The sequence below is a fragment of the Haliea atlantica genome (genome assembly GCF_054779855.1).
The window spans coordinates 975,999-991,794 of the sequence record NZ_BAAGXL010000003.1 but is presented as its reverse complement, the minus strand read 5'-3'; the positions used below and the strand labels follow the sequence as shown (position 1 = coordinate 991,794).

12 protein-coding genes are annotated in these 15,796 nt (G+C 64.2%); 4 read left to right on the top strand and 8 right to left on the bottom strand.

What is annotated here, in order from left to right:
* Positions 1–61 precede the first annotated feature (61 nt).
* The 6 genes from ACYVGS_RS04670 to ACYVGS_RS04645 all read right to left on the bottom strand — a co-directional run bounded on the left by ACYVGS_RS04670 (position 62) and on the right by ACYVGS_RS04645 (position 8,448).
* The gene (locus tag ACYVGS_RS04670; protein WP_460587472.1) at positions 62–2,176 is read right to left on the bottom strand and encodes an outer membrane protein assembly factor BamB family protein; all 2,115 of its coding nucleotides are present in this window, start codon (positions 2,174–2,176) and stop codon (positions 62–64) included.
* A complete protein-coding gene (locus ACYVGS_RS04665; protein WP_460587471.1) occupies positions 2,173–2,955 on the bottom strand; it encodes an SDR family NAD(P)-dependent oxidoreductase in 783 nt (260 codons plus the stop codon). Before ACYVGS_RS04665 ends, ACYVGS_RS04670 begins: the two co-directional genes overlap by 4 nt.
* A gap of 125 nt (positions 2,956–3,080) precedes the next feature.
* Positions 3,081–4,592, bottom strand: a complete 1,512-nt coding sequence (locus tag ACYVGS_RS04660; RefSeq protein ID WP_460587470.1) for an amidase — start codon at positions 4,590–4,592, stop codon at positions 3,081–3,083.
* 26 nt (positions 4,593–4,618) lie between these two features.
* The gene (locus ACYVGS_RS04655; RefSeq protein WP_460587469.1) at positions 4,619–5,842 is read right to left on the bottom strand and encodes a cytochrome P450 family protein; all 1,224 of its coding nucleotides are present in this window, start codon (positions 5,840–5,842) and stop codon (positions 4,619–4,621) included.
* Positions 5,843–5,945: 103 nt separating this feature from the next.
* Positions 5,946–6,989, bottom strand: coding sequence for a DUF2235 domain-containing protein (locus tag ACYVGS_RS04650; RefSeq protein ID WP_460587468.1), 1,044 nt, complete (start codon positions 6,987–6,989; stop codon positions 5,946–5,948).
* Positions 6,990–7,110: 121 nt separating this feature from the next.
* Positions 7,111–8,448: an aspartate kinase gene (locus ACYVGS_RS04645; RefSeq protein ID WP_460587467.1), complete on the bottom strand. Its 1,338-nt coding sequence runs from the start codon at positions 8,446–8,448 to the stop codon at positions 7,111–7,113.
* A gap of 132 nt (positions 8,449–8,580) precedes the next feature.
* On the opposite strand from ACYVGS_RS04645, the gene yghU reads away from it, so the two are divergent.
* Complete coding sequence (gene yghU, locus ACYVGS_RS04640) at positions 8,581–9,435, top strand: thiol:disulfide oxidoreductase (protein WP_460587466.1); 855 nt, start codon at positions 8,581–8,583, stop codon at positions 9,433–9,435.
* On the opposite strand, the gene ACYVGS_RS04635 is transcribed toward yghU, so the two are convergent.
* Positions 9,432–10,484: a hypothetical protein gene (locus tag ACYVGS_RS04635; protein WP_460587465.1), complete on the bottom strand. Its 1,053-nt coding sequence runs from the start codon at positions 10,482–10,484 to the stop codon at positions 9,432–9,434. The genes yghU and ACYVGS_RS04635 overlap by 4 nt on opposite strands.
* Before the next feature lie 123 nt (positions 10,485–10,607).
* Here ACYVGS_RS04635 and ACYVGS_RS04630 point away from each other — a divergent pair, with 123 nt between their 5' ends.
* Entirely contained in the window at positions 10,608–11,411 is an 804-nt protein-coding gene (locus tag ACYVGS_RS04630) for a glycerophosphodiester phosphodiesterase (protein WP_460587464.1), read from the top strand.
* 83 nt (positions 11,412–11,494) lie between these two features.
* Positions 11,495–12,610, top strand: a complete 1,116-nt coding sequence (locus tag ACYVGS_RS04625) for a PilT/PilU family type 4a pilus ATPase (RefSeq protein WP_460587463.1) — start codon at positions 11,495–11,497, stop codon at positions 12,608–12,610.
* A 13-nt stretch (positions 12,611–12,623) separates the two neighbouring features.
* Here ACYVGS_RS04625 and ACYVGS_RS04620 read toward each other — a convergent pair whose 3' ends face one another.
* Positions 12,624–13,523, bottom strand: coding sequence for a LysR family transcriptional regulator (locus tag ACYVGS_RS04620; RefSeq protein ID WP_460587462.1), 900 nt, complete (start codon positions 13,521–13,523; stop codon positions 12,624–12,626).
* Between the two features lie 143 nt (positions 13,524–13,666).
* Here ACYVGS_RS04620 and ACYVGS_RS04615 point away from each other — a divergent pair, with 143 nt between their 5' ends.
* A complete protein-coding gene (locus ACYVGS_RS04615) occupies positions 13,667–15,745 on the top strand; it encodes a TonB-dependent receptor domain-containing protein (RefSeq protein WP_460587461.1) in 2,079 nt (692 codons plus the stop codon).
* Positions 15,746–15,796: the final 51 nt, after the last annotated feature.

Sequence of the window (15,796 nt, the reverse complement as noted above, 5' to 3'; positions counted from 1 at the left end):
ATGCACTGTTAGGCCAAGCAAGCATTGGCAGTGCGACTGCGTCGCGCTGCCACCGCAGCTACTAATCCAGCGCAAACACGTACAGTGCCTGCCCGCCGGTCGGCTGATAGATCTCGGGACTGACCACGGCGGTCATGGCGCGGAACACGCCGATGCCCGTGGGGACCGCAATGTACTGTTTGCCGTCCACGGCGTAGGTGATCGGATAGCCGTGCAGGGGCGCTCCCAGGCGTGTCTGCCAGCGTTGCTCCCCGGTTGCGACATCAAAGGCCTTGAAGTAGCGGTCCAGGTCGCCAATGAATACCAGGCCGCCCGCGGTGGTCAGGGCGCCGGTGAGGAACATGGCGCGTTGCTCGTGGGCCCAGCGCTCTTGCAGCGTGCGCACATCCCAGGCCGCCAGACGGCCCAGCATGCCGTTCACGCCGGGCATGGGGTAGGTGCGGGAATCGGCGCCGTAGCCGCCCGAGCCGGGCTTCTGGGGTACCGCGCGACCGACCATGTCCGAGCACAACTGGTGCAGGGGAATGATCAGGCTGGTCGTCTCTGGGCTGTAGGCCATGGCCTGCCAGTTGTGGCCGCCGTATATCCCCGGGCAGGCTTTGATCGTGTCGCCGACTTCCGCCGCGATGATGTCTTCGCGGTAGTGCACCCGGCCCCGGACCTTGTCGATCTTGGCGTAGATGGTCTGCTCCAGCGTTTCCACGACGTTGATGTATTCACCGGTGGCGCGGTTGAGTTTCCACAGCAGACCGTCCTTGCCGATGGTGTAGAGGAGCGGTTCTCCGTCCACGTCCAGCAGCACGCGCTCAAAGCCGATTTCCATATCGATGGTTTCGCCGGGTACGTGCTGATAGTGCCAGACCAGCTCGCCAGTATCCGGACGCAGGGCCAGGGTGGCGTTGGTGTAGAGCGCCTCATCGGTGGCCGACATGCCCCGGCTGGCGGCGACCCAGGGTTTGGCCTGGGAAGTGCCGACGAAGAACAGCTTCAGGTCGGGGTCATAGGAGCCGGCGATCCAGTTGTCACCGCCCGCGCGCATTTCCGCGGGCAGGCCGGCCCAGGTGTCGCCGCCTGGCTCGCCGGGCAGGGCGATGGTGGAGGTGCGCCAGAGCTCCTCGCCGGTATCGGCGTCGTGGCCGGTGATGAAGCAGCCATCCTTCTTGTACCATTCGCAGCCGTTGATGCCGCTGAGTACGACACCGTCGCCGATGATGGGGCCGGCGGTATGGGTGTAGCCCTGTTCGAAGTTGGCCTTGGGCGTGCGCCAGACTTCTTCGCCGTTGCGGGCGTCAATGGCGACGATGGCGGCATCGTAGGTGGCCATGTAGAGCTTGTCGCCGTAGATGGCAATGTTGCGGGTGGGGCCGCCCAGGGTGCGCGAGGCCTCCGGGAAGCGGTAACTGTATTCCCAGATCAACTCGCCGCTGGCCGCGTCCAGGGCCTGGATCACGTTGCCCGGGTGGGTCAGGTACATGATGCCGTCGTTGACCAGCGGTGTGGCCTGGTTACTGCCTTCCTTCATGGTCAGGGACCAGGCCAGTTTCAACCCGCCGACGTTGTCGCGGTTCACTTGCTTGAGTGGACTGTAGCCCTGGCCGTCCAGCGTGCGCCGCCAGCTGAGCCAGTCGGCGGCGAGGGGCGAGGCCAGCAGGGCATCGGTCACCGGGCGGTAATTCTCCACGCGGCGATTGGCGAAGCCCCCGCGGCCCCGCGCGGCCTCGTCAATCGAGCCCGCCTCGCCCCAGTTTTCCCATTCGACATCGGCATCCGCGCCTACCGCCTGTGACAGCCCTTCCGCCGTCGCGAAAAGCGGGGCTCCGCCATCGCCGGCGGCGCGATTTTCTTCAATGATGTAGGCGGCGATGGCAGCCTGCGCGGCATCATCCAGTGCCGCGTTGCCTCCCGGGGGCATGTTGGCCCGATTCCAGGCGAGGAGGGCCATGGCTTCCTGGGCGGCCCATTTGTCCAGGAAGGCGGCGCCCCGCAGGGTGCTGCCATGGGCGGAGCCGCGTAGATTGAGGGAATGACAGACGGCGCAATATTCGCCGTACAGCGCCTTGCCGCGAGCGGCGAGTTCGTTGTTGGCGGTTGCCGACAGGGGCGACATTGCCGCACCCAGGGCGACCCATGAGCCGGCGAGAGCCTGCCAGAATTTGAGACCAGTGAGGGGCTTCATGCGCTGTATCCTCCATCGATACCGATGATCTGACCGTTGATGTAACTGGCGGGCTCACTGAGCAGAAACGCCGCCAGTGCGCCCACTTCCTCCGGTTTGCCCATACGGGGCATCGGCGTGCGCGCCAGGCATTCGCTGATCACGCCTTCGGCGACCGGGTCGGTGGTAAAGGAACTGTGCACGATACCGGCGTCGATTACCCCGGGGGCAATACCGTTAACGCGCACATTGGCGGGCCCGAGCTCGCGCGCCAGCTGGCGCACGAGGCCCATGGCGGCGGTCTTTGGCACCCCGGACATTGCGTCGTTTTCCAGGGTTCGCAGGACTGCCGTGGTCAATAACTGCAGCAGACTGCCACCGCCGCTGGCAGCGAGCTGCCGGCCCGCCGCAGTGAGCAGGTTGAAGGCGCCCTCCACGTCGCAGCGCAGGATTCGCTGGAATTCGGCCGCTGGGATCTCGGTCAATGGCCTCAGGGGAATGGCTGGCCCCGTGGCATTGACAACAGCGCACAGTCCGCCACTGAGGGCGGAGGCTTCCTCCAGAAAGCGGTCGACACTGGCTGCATCCTGGAGGTCGACCGGGCAGGTTGCGACGGGCGCCCCCAAGGCTGCCAGCCTGTTGCGCAGTGTTTCGGCCTTGGCGGCGTTGTGGTGGTAGCCCAAGAGCAGGGGGCTGCCTCCCTGGGCCAGCGTTTCGCAAATGGCAGCTCCCAGGCCGCCGGTAGCGCCGGCCACGGCAATGGTGCCTCCAGGGGCTCGCTGAGTCGAGGCAGGTGTCATGCTGTTGTCCTGTGTCGCGGGTATTTTTTATTTAGCTTGCTTGCGTCTAACAAGTAGCATGATAGCGACTAGGGGGGCGCGTGTCACGCCCCTGATCGTGTCGGTTGGCTGTTGGCGCGGTGCGCCTAGAGGAGTTCCGGCACCTGCTCAAACCAGGGGCTGGCCTGTTCCACCTGTCCCGCCAGCTGGTACAGGAGAGCCTCCTCACCGTAGCGTCCGGCAAACATCACGCCTACCGGCAGGCCCTCCGGGGTCCAGTGCAGTGGCAGGGACATCGCCGGTTGCCCGGTACTGTTGTAGAGGCTGGTGAAGGCGGAAACGCTGATCGCTTCGCGCTCGTAGGCGGCCTTGTCCTGGTTCAGGCTCAGCTTGCCGATCTCCACCGGCGGTTTGGTCAGGGTGGGGGAGAGCAGAACGTCGAAGCGCTGTTGCAGCAGGGCGATTTCCCGGGTGATCTGCTCCAGCGTGCGCTGTGCCCGGTAGTAGAGGGCGGCGCTGTTGTCTTTGTCCGCCTGGTAGCGCTCCCAGATCAGCGGCTCCAGGTCATTCTCGGTGACTTTTCGGCCCAGCTCCCGCTCCCGGCTCTGGATGCGGTGTACGGTGGAGGCGGCGATCACCGGCCCGAAGGCACCAAAATATTCCCGTGGGTCCACGGGCAGCTGGATTTCCTCAATGCTGTGGCCTAGATCCTCACACAGCTTTGCCGCCTTGCGGGTCGCCGCCAGGCACTCGGGATGCACCGGCGTCTGGGTGATGGGAGTGGTCACCAGGCCGATGCGCAGGGGTCGCGGTGCCTGCCGGCTGGCTTCAAGGAAACTTTGTGCTGGCGCCGGCGCGACCAGGGTTTGTCCCGGCTCGGCTCCGTGGGTGGCATCCAGCAGTGCCGCGCTGTCGCGGACGCTGCGGGAGACGGCGTGGGTGACCGACATTACCGAGGAGAGCGCTACCGGGCCATGGGGCACGCGGCCGCGGCTGGGCTTCATGCCGAACAGGCCGCAGGCGGAGGCCGGGATACGAATCGAGCCGCCGCCGTCGGTGGCATTGGCAATCGGCAGGATACCTGCCGCCACGGCTGCGGCGGATCCGCCGGAAGAGCCGCCCGCGGAGTGTTCCAGGTCCCAGGGGTTGCGGGTATCGCCGAACAGGATCGACTCGGTTGTACCGGTGCCGCCGAACTCGGGACTGGCACTCTTGCCGAAGATGACCAGGCCCGCCTGCTGGTAGCGCTCGACCACGGTGCTGGTGTGATTGGCGACGGCATCGCGGAAGAAGCGCGACCCTTCGGTGGTCACGGTACCTTCCAGCATCATGCCGAGGTCCTTGAGCAGGAAGGGGACACCGGTAAAGGGCCCCTCGGGCAGCCCCGCCCGGACGCTGGCGCGGGCGCGATCGTACAGTTTCTCGACCAGGCAGTTGATCTTGGGGTTGACCGCCTCGGCGCGGGCAATGGCAGTTTCCAGGACCTCCAGCGCGGTGAAATCCCCGCGGCGGACGTGTGTCGCAAGGGCCAGCCCGTCGAGGCGACGGTAATCCTCGAAGCTCAGCCCCTTGGCTGCGCTGGCAAGCTGGCCCGAGGCGCCGGCAACAGCGAGGGCGAGGCCACTCTTGAGTACGTCGCGTCGATTCATTTCACTCATGGAACACTCTCCAAAATCGGTGCTTGTCACCGCTCGCTGAAGGCGACCGGCATGTGTTTGAATCCGTCCATGAAGTTGGAGCGGAAGTGGGTGGGAGGCGCCAGCTGGCGGAAGTCGGTCAGCCGGGCCAGCAGCTCCCGCGTCATCATTTCCAGGTTGAGCCGGGCCTGGTGCTGGCCCAGGCAGACATGGGGGCCAAAGCCGAAGCTGCGCAGCTTGCGGCGGGTGGCCAGCGGGTCCCGGGTAATGTCGAAACGGTCCGGGTCCTCGAACAGGGCCGGATCCCGCGCCACCGAGGACAGCAGGCAGACCACCTTGTCCCCCTCGCGCAGGGTCTGTCCCGCCAGTTCCACGTCGCGGGTGGCCGTGCGCCGGGTGTAGACCACGGTATTGCGGTAGCGCAGGATTTCCTCGACCGCGGCCGGGATTCGCTGCGGCTCGGCCTGCAACAGCGCCATTTGCTCCGGGTGGCGAATCAGTTCATGGAACAGCCAGGAGAGGGTGTTGCGCGTGGTCTCGGTACCGCCCACCATGACGCCCTGCACCACGGCGCCGAAGGCCTCGTCGGAGAGACGCTCGCCATCAATCTCAGCCTCCAGCAGCTGCTGCGTCATGTCGTCCCGTGGCGCCTCGCCGCGGCGCCGGGCGGCCCAGGCCGCCGCCCACTCGATCAGCCCGGCGGAGGCGGCGAAGCCCTCCTCCCGGCTGCCCGCATAGTCGGGGTCATTGGCCAGGGTCATGCTGTTGACCAGGTCGACCAGGTGCTTCTGTTCGCTGTCGGGGAAGCCCAGTAGAGTGAAGATGACATGCACCGGCAGCGGCATGGCCACCTCGCTGACAAACTCGCACTGGCCCCGTCCGGCGATGGTGTCGACGATCTCCGTCACCTTGCGCTGCATCATGTCGCGCCGTGCCTCCAGCACGTCGGGACGGAAAGCGTGGTCGACCAGGGCGCGCTTGGCCCGGTGGGCGGGCGGGTCCATGAAGGTCATGGCCTGGCGCAGGTTGCTCAGCAGCGGCTCCGGTATGTCTTCCAGCAGGGGACCGTTGCGACTGGAGAAGGTGGTCGGGTCGCGCAGTACCTGGTCGATGTCCGCCTTCTGCAAAACCAGCCAGTAGCTGTCACCGGAGGGTGATTGCTGGTGGGCCACCCGCTGCTCCGCCCGCAGCGCCGCGATGGCGTCCCGGGGCGTGCCCTGTTCAAAATTGCCCAGGTCGAGAAGGTCGTTCTGGAAGGGGCATCCTCGCATGGCGGCATCCTGCTGTTATTGTGGGTCGATGCCCATGATACCGCTGCCCCCGGGGATTTCGACCGGACGCGGAACAGGGGTTTGTACCGCCGGGCGATGACGCTCAGGCTTTTGCCATCTCGGCGAATCCGGGATTGCGCGGTCGATAATCGGGGTCGGCGCGACAGCGTTCCAGGACCGAGGGGTGCAGGGTGCTCGGAAAACCGGGTTTCTGCAGTTCCCGTACCCGGGGCCCTTTCAAGCGAAAGACATGCCGGCGGGAGTTATGCAGGGACGCTGTCGGGTGGGGCTTGAGGGACTGTTTCAGGTGGACTTCCAGCGCCAGACCGGCCGCTTGCGCCTCGTCCATCATCCACTGCAGCGGGTAGTCCGAGGCCAGCTGCCCGCCTGAGTCCGGCGGGTAGCTGCCGCCGATGTCACTGTGGGAGCCGGCAAACCACACCTGCTGCAGGTCCAGCCCGTCCCGGGGCAGCCACAGGGTGGGCTCGAAATCCAGACGACGCTCGTCGATGGCGAGGGCATGCCGGGCGATGCGCACATTACTGCCCAGCTTGGTGTCGTAGAACTCGTCCTTCTTGTCGAACAGTCCCATCAGGGAGAAGGGAATGCCCAGGGCCCCCACCGTGTCCCAGGCGCCGACGAAGTGGACCGCCTGACTGGCGCTGTGGCTGTGATCACGGCGGAAGGCCCTGGCGCCTTCGCCATGGGGTGCCCAGGCCTTGCCCGGGCGTTTGTAGATGTCAAAAGCCTGCTGTATCAGCGGAGCGTCGGGACGTTTGACCAGGCCGCAGTTGTTGAGCAGGCCACACAGGCAGCGCACGGTGTAGGCGCCGCGGGAGAAGCCGAACAGAAAGATACGGTCACCCGGGCTGTAGTTCTGCACCAGGTATCGGTAGGCGTCGAGGATGTTCTTGTGGATGCCGCGGCCAGTGATACCGCCAATCAGGCGGTCGTGCCCCGCGCCGATGCCCCAGTCGTAGAATATCTGCTGCGCTGTGCCGTCGCGGTGGCGGGGGCGAACCGCTCGCGCCAGGCGCAGCACATTGGTAGGGTTGTCGCTGGCCAGGTCTTCTTCCGGCCGGTTCCAGGTGCCGTCGGCACAGATGACCAGATGCTTGCGGGGGCTGCTATTGGACTGCCTGGGCATGCTCGTCTCCTGCGGTGTGCTCCCCGCAGTATAGACCTTGCTTCGGGCCTGGCTGGCGGCGCCCCGCAGGAGCGGGCCGCCGAGTCGGCGTCAGGGCCCCAGCTGTGCTGGCCCAATCGCTTCAATGCACGAAGGCGGCGTAGATGGCGCGCACGGCGCCGGGGTAATCCTCGGGGGCCACGCCGACAATGATGTTGAGCTCGGACGCACCCTGGTTGATCAGGCGGATATTGATACCGTCGTTGGCCAGGGCGCCGAAGACCTTGGCCGCGATGCCGGGCGTGCGAGCCATGTCCTCGCCGACAATGGCAATCAGGGCAATGTCGGGCACGAAATCCAGGTCGTCGGGCTCCAGTGTCCGGCGGATCTCGCCGAGGATCTCCTCCACACGGTCTTCGAGCCAGCGGGACTCGACGATGACACTGACACTGTCGATGCTGGAGGGGCAGTGCTCGAAGGGAATGCCGTTGTGCTCCAGCACCCCCAGCAGCCGGTAGACAAAGCCGACCTCCCGGTTCATCAGGTTCTTGCCTACGGTGATCATGGAAAAACCCGTCTTGCCGGCAACACCGGCGATCTGGGTGTTGTGAATCACCGCGTCGGAAAGCCGCGCAACGATCCGGGTGCCGGGGTGATCGGGGGCATTGGTGTTGCGGATGTTGACGGGAATGCCCACCTCGCGAACCGGTGCCATGGCCTCGTCGTGCAGGACACTGGCCCCCATGTAGGCCAGCTCGCGGATTTCCGCGTAGGTCACTTCTTCCATCGGCCGTGGATGCTCGACGATGCGCGGGTCCGCCATCAGCAGGCCTGAGACATCGGTCCAGTTCTCATAGAGGGCGGCACCGGCCGCCCGGGCTGCTATTGCGCCGGTGACATCGGAGCCCCCGCGGGAGAAGGTGCGCACATGGCCCGCGGCGTCGCGGCCATAGAAACCGGGTACCACGAAGCGGCGATCTTCTGCGGCCAGACGCTCGCCCAGCAGGTTCCAGGTGTGCGGGTCCACCACACCATTGCTGCCTATCACGATGCATTCGGCCGGGTCGATGAAGTCTGCATCCAGCCAGGCGGCCAGCAGCAGCCCGTTGAAGTGTTCGCCCCGGGATGCTGCATAGTCTGGGCTGACGCCATCAGCCAGGTCCGCGCGAAAGCGCTCGAGATGTTCCGCGATAAAAGGGGTGATGCCCAGCTCGGTTTCGATGCCGGTGAAACGCTCGACAATCTGGCGGAAGGGCTCGCTGAAGTCCGCGTCTACACTGGCGGCGTGCTGACAGAGGTAGAGTAGGTCGGTGATCTTGGTGTCCCTGCCATCCCGCTTGCCGGGGGCCGAGGGCACGATAATGCGCCGCTGATCATTCGCCTCGATGATCGCCCGGACCTTGCGCAACTGCTGCGCACTGGCCAGGCTGGAACCGCCGAACTTGCAGACAATGCGCTGCCCCTGTCTGGAATCACTCACCCGCTTGTCTCCTGAATTGTCGCGCCGGGACTGGCGCGGCAGTGTACTGAATTCACAGCCCTCTTGAGAAGCAACTTTGTGCCGCCTGTGCTAGCCTTGGCAGCCTGATTTTCCACAACAGGTGAAGGTCGCATGACTCAGCAGAACGATTCCGACGCGCAGACATACACGCCGCCGCGGGTGTGGAGCCCCGACACCGAAACCGGTGGCCGTTTTGCCAGTATCAATCGCCCCGTCTCAGGCGCCCGCTACGAGCAGGAGTTGCCGGTGGGCGAGCACCCCCTGCAGCTGTACTCCCTGGCCACCCCCAACGGGGTCAAGGTCACCATCCTGCTGGAAGAATTGCTTGCGGCGGGTCACGATGCCGAATACGACGCCTGGCCGGTCAATATCCTCGAGGGGGAGCAGTTTTCCAGCGGTTTTGTCGCCGTGAACCCCAACTCCAAGATTCCAGCCCTGCTCGATCGCAGTCTGGAGCCGGCGGCGCGGGTCTTCGAGTCCGGCGCCATCCTGGTGCATTTGGCGGAGAAGTACGGAGCCTTCCTTCCCACCGAGGCAGGCCCCCGGGCGGAGTGCCTGTCCTGGCTGTTCTGGCAGATGGGGGCCACGCCTTTCCTGGGCGGAGGCTTCGGGCACTTCTATGCCTACGCGCCAGAGAAGCTGGAGTACCCGATCAACCGCTACACGATGGAAGTGAAGCGCCAGCTGGACCTGTTGGACAAGACGCTGGCGGAGCGCGAGTTCCTCTGCGGCGACACCTATACCGTTGCGGACATGGCAGTCTGGCCCTGGTACGGCGGGCTGATTCTCGACAACCTGTACGAGGCGGGGGAATTCCTCGATGTCGCTTCCTATCGGCACCTCGACCGCTGGACGCGGATGATTGCCGAGCGCCCGGCGGTGCAGCGCGGCAGGCGGGTCAATCGCATCTGGGGGGACGAGGATAAGCGCGCCCCCGAGCGACACAGCGCCAGCGATCTCGACTAGACCGGGTCGCTGCCCGAGGTGCCCGCCGGGCGCTCCGTGTCGCTCGTGCTGGAAGTCGCAGGGGCGCTCTCGGTCGCCCCGGGGTCCGCAGGCTTCCTGTCCCCACGCCCGAGGGGAACCCAGTCCCGCGCCTTCTGGCCCATCTCGCGGAACTTGTCGCTGGCGTTCTCCAGCTTGGCGACCCACTCGGGGTTGGGTTGCTGGCCTTCGACGACCTTGAAATAGGCCTGCAGCAGCGAGGCCATGGCAAAGGGATCCACCAGTGCCGCTTTCAGGGCCAGGGCGAAGACCAGGGCGACGACCACCGTCCAGAAGCCGGCCAGGCCGGGGAAGGCGGTGACCAGTGCCGCCGCCGGGCCCAGTACCACCAGGAAGAGGACGAATGTGACCAGCCAGACAATCACGGCGAGGAACAGGGCATTCTTGACCATGCGCCCGTAGTTCTGGGCGTAGAGCACTAGGGCGTCGCGGCCCGAGGCCCAGGGGTTCTCTGATTGCGTGCGGATATTGTGGGCGAGGATCGCCTCGTCAACATACGTCAGTGACAGCTCCACAACACGGTTCACAAAACGCAGCACCGGCTCGAGGCCGGGGATGGGCAGAAAGCGACCAATGGTCAGCAGCAGGCCATTGACCGTCTTGATGACACCCTTGATGACCTGGTCGATGGCAAACAGCGTGGAGCTCTCGGCGAAGCGCGATTTCACCTCTGCCGTGGCAAAATCAATCTGACTGCGCCCGCCAGGGATCGGCTTGCCGTCGATCAGATGGACCAGCACGGCAATGTGACCCGCCTTGACCAGGTACAGCAGGTATTCCCGGAAAAAGTAGAGGATGCCCGAGACCAGGCCGAAGCCCCCGAAGGCGCCCCAGAACGCGAAGCCTCCGGGATTGTCGCCCACCTTGCCTGCCAGGTAGCCCACGCCGGCGCCACCACCGGTGCCGATCACGTAGGCGAGGGTAATGCCGAAGTAGATGAGCAGGCGCAGGCCGATGAAGGGAGCCGTGCGAGTCAGCAGCGAAAAGGTTCTGGTGAGGCTGAAGTCCATGATGGCGGGTCTCTCCGGGGGTTCTGCTTGTTATCCTCTCTGTTTACCCTAGCCGCGATCCGCCGGAATGCAATGTTTTGCCCGGTGGTTTGTAGAGTAAAGCCCAGTAAAAGGAGACGGCTGATGGCGCGATTGACCACCTGGACCAACCATGCGGCCAACCTGCTCTGGGCTTTGGCCCCGGGCTCCGGGACAGAGCTGGGCGGCGGCGCGGTCAAGCTGGTCGCGCATCGCGGTGCCCACGGGCCGGGGGGGGAGGTGGAAAACACCCTGCCCGCCATCCAGCGTTGTGTAGCGCTCGGTGTCTGGGGCGTCGAGCTGGATATCCGCCTCACCGCGGATGGCGAAGCGGTGATTCACCACGACGCGGATGCCGGTCGGCTCTGGGGGCGCCCGGATATTGTCATAGAGGAGACCACCTTTGCGTCCTTGCGGCGCGAGCTGCCAGAGATTCCCCATCTCGAGGAGGTTCTGGCCTTGGCGGCGGGCAAGGTGCACTTGATGCTCGAGATCAAGGAGTCCTGGCGCGAGCGCCCCGCAGTGCCCGCGAGGGTGTCCCGGGCGCTTGCCAACCTTGAGCCCGGCGAGGATTATCACTTGCTGTCCCTGGTACCTGATCATCTGGAGGGCTTTGCCGACATACCGCGTGCGGCCTTCGTCGATGTTGCCTGGATGAATGCGACGGAGATCATTCGCGCCAACCTGGCCCTGGGCCACGGCGCCGTGGCCGGCTCCTTCCTGCTCTTTGGCAGGCGCCGGCTGCAACAGCTGAGGGATGCCGGCCGCCAGGTGGGTACAGGCTTTCTGGAGAATCCGCGCGCCCTGCGGCGGGAAGTCTGGCGCGGTGCGGACTGGCTGTTTACCGACAGGGTCGTGGCGCTGCAGTCCTACCTGAATCACCTCGAGCCTTGCCGCGAAGCGCGCTGACTGTACATGTCATGGGGTCTTGCTAGACTGCGACTTTATGCTCGCACCCTCGCAGCGGGCCCCGCACAGGAAAGGAAAACGGCATGTCAGTCAAGGATCTGGAAATCGGCCCCTATCTCGCGGTCATGGTGAAGAAAGGCGGCGAGGACATGTACCTGCACACCGGCGCACGCATTTTGTTCAAGGGGCCCGGTGGTTTTGCCTGGATGGGCGATGAGCTGGAGCCCGGTCATGTGGAACGCATCTTCCGGTCACTGGCCAACGACCGCAAGATCGCCGAGTTCGAAGCGAGTGGTGAGGTGGATTTCGGTGTCAGTATTGCCAAGGTGGGGCGCTTCCGTGCCAACGCCTTCCGGCAGCGCGGGGAAGTGTCCCTGGTGTTCCGCCACGTCCACAGTGAAATCCCCACGATTGAATCGCTGAACCTGCCGCAGATTCTGCGCGACCTGGTGATGCAGAAGAACGGTCTGGTACTGGTCGTGGGGGCCACCGGCAGCGGCAAGTCGACGACGCTGGCTGCGATGATTGATCACCGCAACGAGAATGCCGCCGGTCATATCCTGACCCTGGAAGAGCCTATCGAATACCTGCACCACCACAAGAAGTCCGTGGTGGCACAGCGGGAAATTGGCGTGGATACGGAATCCTTCAGTACCGGCATGCGCTCGGCGATGCGCGAGGCACCCAACGTGATCCTGGTGGGGGAGGTGCGCGACACCGAGAGCATGGAATACGCGCTCAAATTTGCCAATACCGGTCACCTTTGCCTGAGCACCTTGCACTCCAACAATGCGATTAGTGCCATTGAGCGCATGATCAGTTTTTTCCCGGTGGAAACCTACAGTCAGGAGCTGCTGCGTATCGCCGACAACCTGCGCGCCATCGTGTGTCAGCGCTTGGTACCCACGGTGGATGGCAAGAAGACAGCCGCCACGGAAGTGTTGATCAACACGCCGAGAATCAAGGACCTCATCGAACGACATGAATTTGGCGATATTCACGATGCCGTCAAGGCCGGGCACAGCTACGGCATGCACACTTTTGATCAATCACTGATCGAACTCTTCGAGCAGGGGCGCATCAGTGCCGAAACGGCGGTCGAGTACGCGGACTCACGCAACAACGTTTCCCTGCACATCCGCATGAACCGCAACCAGGACCTCGGCGGGCTGGGAGACGTCGAGCTGGAGAGGATCTGAAGCCGCGACCCGGCTACTGGAGCCATTCCTCCGGTAGCGAGGCCCGCAGATGCGCCAGGAAGGCGCGGTGCTTGCGCGTAGGTCTGCCGTGGGGGTAGGCCAGCCATAGTGGCACCGCGGGGCCCCGCCATTCGGGCAGGCAGCGCTCGAAGCAGCCCGGGTGCGCCGCGATGCGCATCGCGGCTTGCCAGGTCGGCATCAGCCCCAGGCCCTGGCCCGCAGCAATGGCGTCGGCCTGTATCACCAGCTGGTCGGCGCGCAGGCGGAAGGGTGGCGGTGTGACCTGTGTCTGCTCGCCGTGCTTTGACGTCAATTGCAGGGGGGCCGGCTCTCCCGCGAGCAGGTCCACCCAGCGGTGGCGCTCGAGGTCTGCTGGACGCCGGGGGTAACCGGTTTCTTCCAGGTAGGCGCGCTGACCGTAGATGCCCTGGGTAAATTGGCAAAGCCGTTCCTGGCGCAGGGGCAGTTCGGGCAAATCGCCCATCCACAGCACAATGGCGTCGCGGCAGTCGGCGGGGTCCTGGGGCAGTTGTGTATTCAGCGTGCAGCGCAGGTGGGCGTTGCCTTGCATGAAGGAGTCCAGGACCCCGGTCAGCCAGCCCCGGATCAGGCCGTTGTCGACGAACAGGCGCAGCTCTCCACGGGGTTCCTCTGACAGGCGCTCAATGTCTTCCAGCCCCTCCCTGGCCAGCTCGAGGATACCTCTGGCGTAGTCGCGGAAGGTCCTGCCGGTCTCTGTGGGAATCAGGCGATTGGCCTCGCGCAGGAACAGCGCCTGGCCGAGAGAATCCTCCAGCCTCGCGAGATGTCGGCTGAGGGTCGATTTGGGTAGCTGACGCTGGCGCGCCGCGGCAGTCAGGCTGCCGTGCTCAACGATTGCGACGAAGCTCTGCAGTTCGTTCAGATGGTACACACCGGAATCCTTTCCAGGTAAATAGACAGGCGCCCTGTTGCGCATTCGACAACAGCATGTCCCGCCATTGTAGCCTTATGTCCGCTAATGACAATCGTTATCATTCGCGTCCTGTTTTTTCGGCATCAACAAGGGGGGATTTCATGGTGGGTTCATATGTGAAGGGATCGGCGGCACGCCGTCCCGCTGCCAACGCGCTGCTCTGTGTCTTGCCGCTGGCGGTGTCCGCAGCGTCCAGCCTGGCACAGGATGCTGGCAGGCAGCTGGAGGAGGTGGTGGTCACTGCCGCGGGCTATCAGCAGCGGATCATTGATGCACCGGCGTCAATATCGGTGATTTCCCGCGAGGAGCTGCGGAAGGAGGCCTACACCACCATTGTTGACGCTGTCCGCGACATTCCCGGTGTCTATGTGACCGGTGGCGGCAACATGCAGGACATCAGTATCCGGGGCATGGACGATACCTACACGCTGTACCTGGTTGATGGCCGTCCCATTTCTGCCGGGCGCGCGGTCAATACCAATGGCAGCGACGGCGGCAAGCAGATTGGCCTGCCTCCCCTCGCCAAGATCGAGCAGGTGGAGGTGATTCGCGGACCGATGTCTTCCCTCTACGGCTCTGAGGCCATGGGCGGCGTGATCAATATTATTACCCGCGCGGCACCGGAGTCCTGGACCGGGAATATCGCCGGTGACTACACCCTTGCCGACAACGATGTCAGCAACGATGCGTACAACAGCGACTTCTACCTCGGGGGTCCGCTCGTCGATGGGGTACTGGGTGTCGAAATGACCGGCAGTTACCAGCATACCGACGAGAGCGATTTCGCAGGTGGCGGCGACGCCGCGGCCAGCGAGCCCGAGGCGGAGACGACCCGGGTCGGTGGCAAGCTGAACTGGCGTATCGACGAGGCCAATCGCATGGGCTTTGCCTACGATCAGGCGGACATGGAGTTCAATCGCACGCCGGGTAAATCGATTCCCGCCGAGGACGAGGCCTCGGGCTATGAGTATCAGAAAAAGCTGTACACCATTACCCATGACGGGAAGTACGGCCAGCTCAGCACCGGCAGCTACTTGCAACAGGATATTTCGGATCGGGTGGAGACCGAGAAAAAAGAGGAGGTGCTGACGCTCAACGCCCAGGCCAATTACGTGGGTGAGCGGCACATCTATACCTTCGGTGGGCGCTACAAGGAAGAGGAGTTCGTCGACGAGACCAACGGTCTGCTGGATGCCAGTGTCGAAGGTGCCGTGGATACCGTTGACCGCTGGATCGTCGCGGTCTTCGCCGAGGCGGAGTGGAACTTCATCGACAACCTGGGTATCACCACGGGCCTGCGTTACGACGATGACGAACAGTTTGGTGGCCAGTTATCGCCGCGTATCTACGCCAACTGGCACATCACCGACAGGCTGACTTTCAAGGGCGGTATCTCCACGGGCTACACACAACCCTCACTGGCCAATGCCACCGCGGGCTTCGGTCGCGGCACCGGTGGCAGGGGGTCACCCAACCTGTCTCCCAATGGCGACCCGATCTCCCGCGCCCTGATCATCGGCAACCCGGATCTGGAGCCGGAAACCAGTGTCAATTACGAGCTCGGTTTTATTTACGATGATCGCGAACGCGGCTTGAATCTGGGGCTGATGGCCTTCCACACCCAGTTCAAGGACAAGATTGCCGAGGACCGCTACTGCGAAAGCGAGGGTGTGGATCGCGACGACTACGCCAATTACACCTGCTTCTTTGGCGGCAACACCTACTACTTCCTGAGCACCCGCAAGAACATCGCGGAGGCGGAGATGCAGGGTGTGGAGGCCTCGATCAATTACTGGCTGACCGATAGCCTGCAGCTCAAGGCCGACTACACCTTCACTGATTCCGAGCAGAAAACCGGTGAGTTTGCCGGCGAGCCCCTCAACAAGATGCCCAAACAGATGGCCAACCTCAGTCTCAGCTGGGATGCATCGGCGCAGGTGAACTTCTGGGCGCGGGCCAACTACCGCGGGGAAACCTCCGACTACCTGGGGCGCACCTCGATGAGCGACGGCACGCCCGAATACACCCTTGTGGATCTGGGGGCGGTCTGGCAACTGTCGCCGCGGCTCAAGCTGATGGCAGGCCTTTTCAATGTCGCCGACAAGGCGATCACCAACGATACCTACGGGGTCGTGCTGGACGGTCGTCGTCTCAATCTGAGCTTCAGTCTGGACTTCTGATTCTCCGATGGTATCGAGCGCAAAACCCCAGCCAACCCGAGCCAGTGCCCT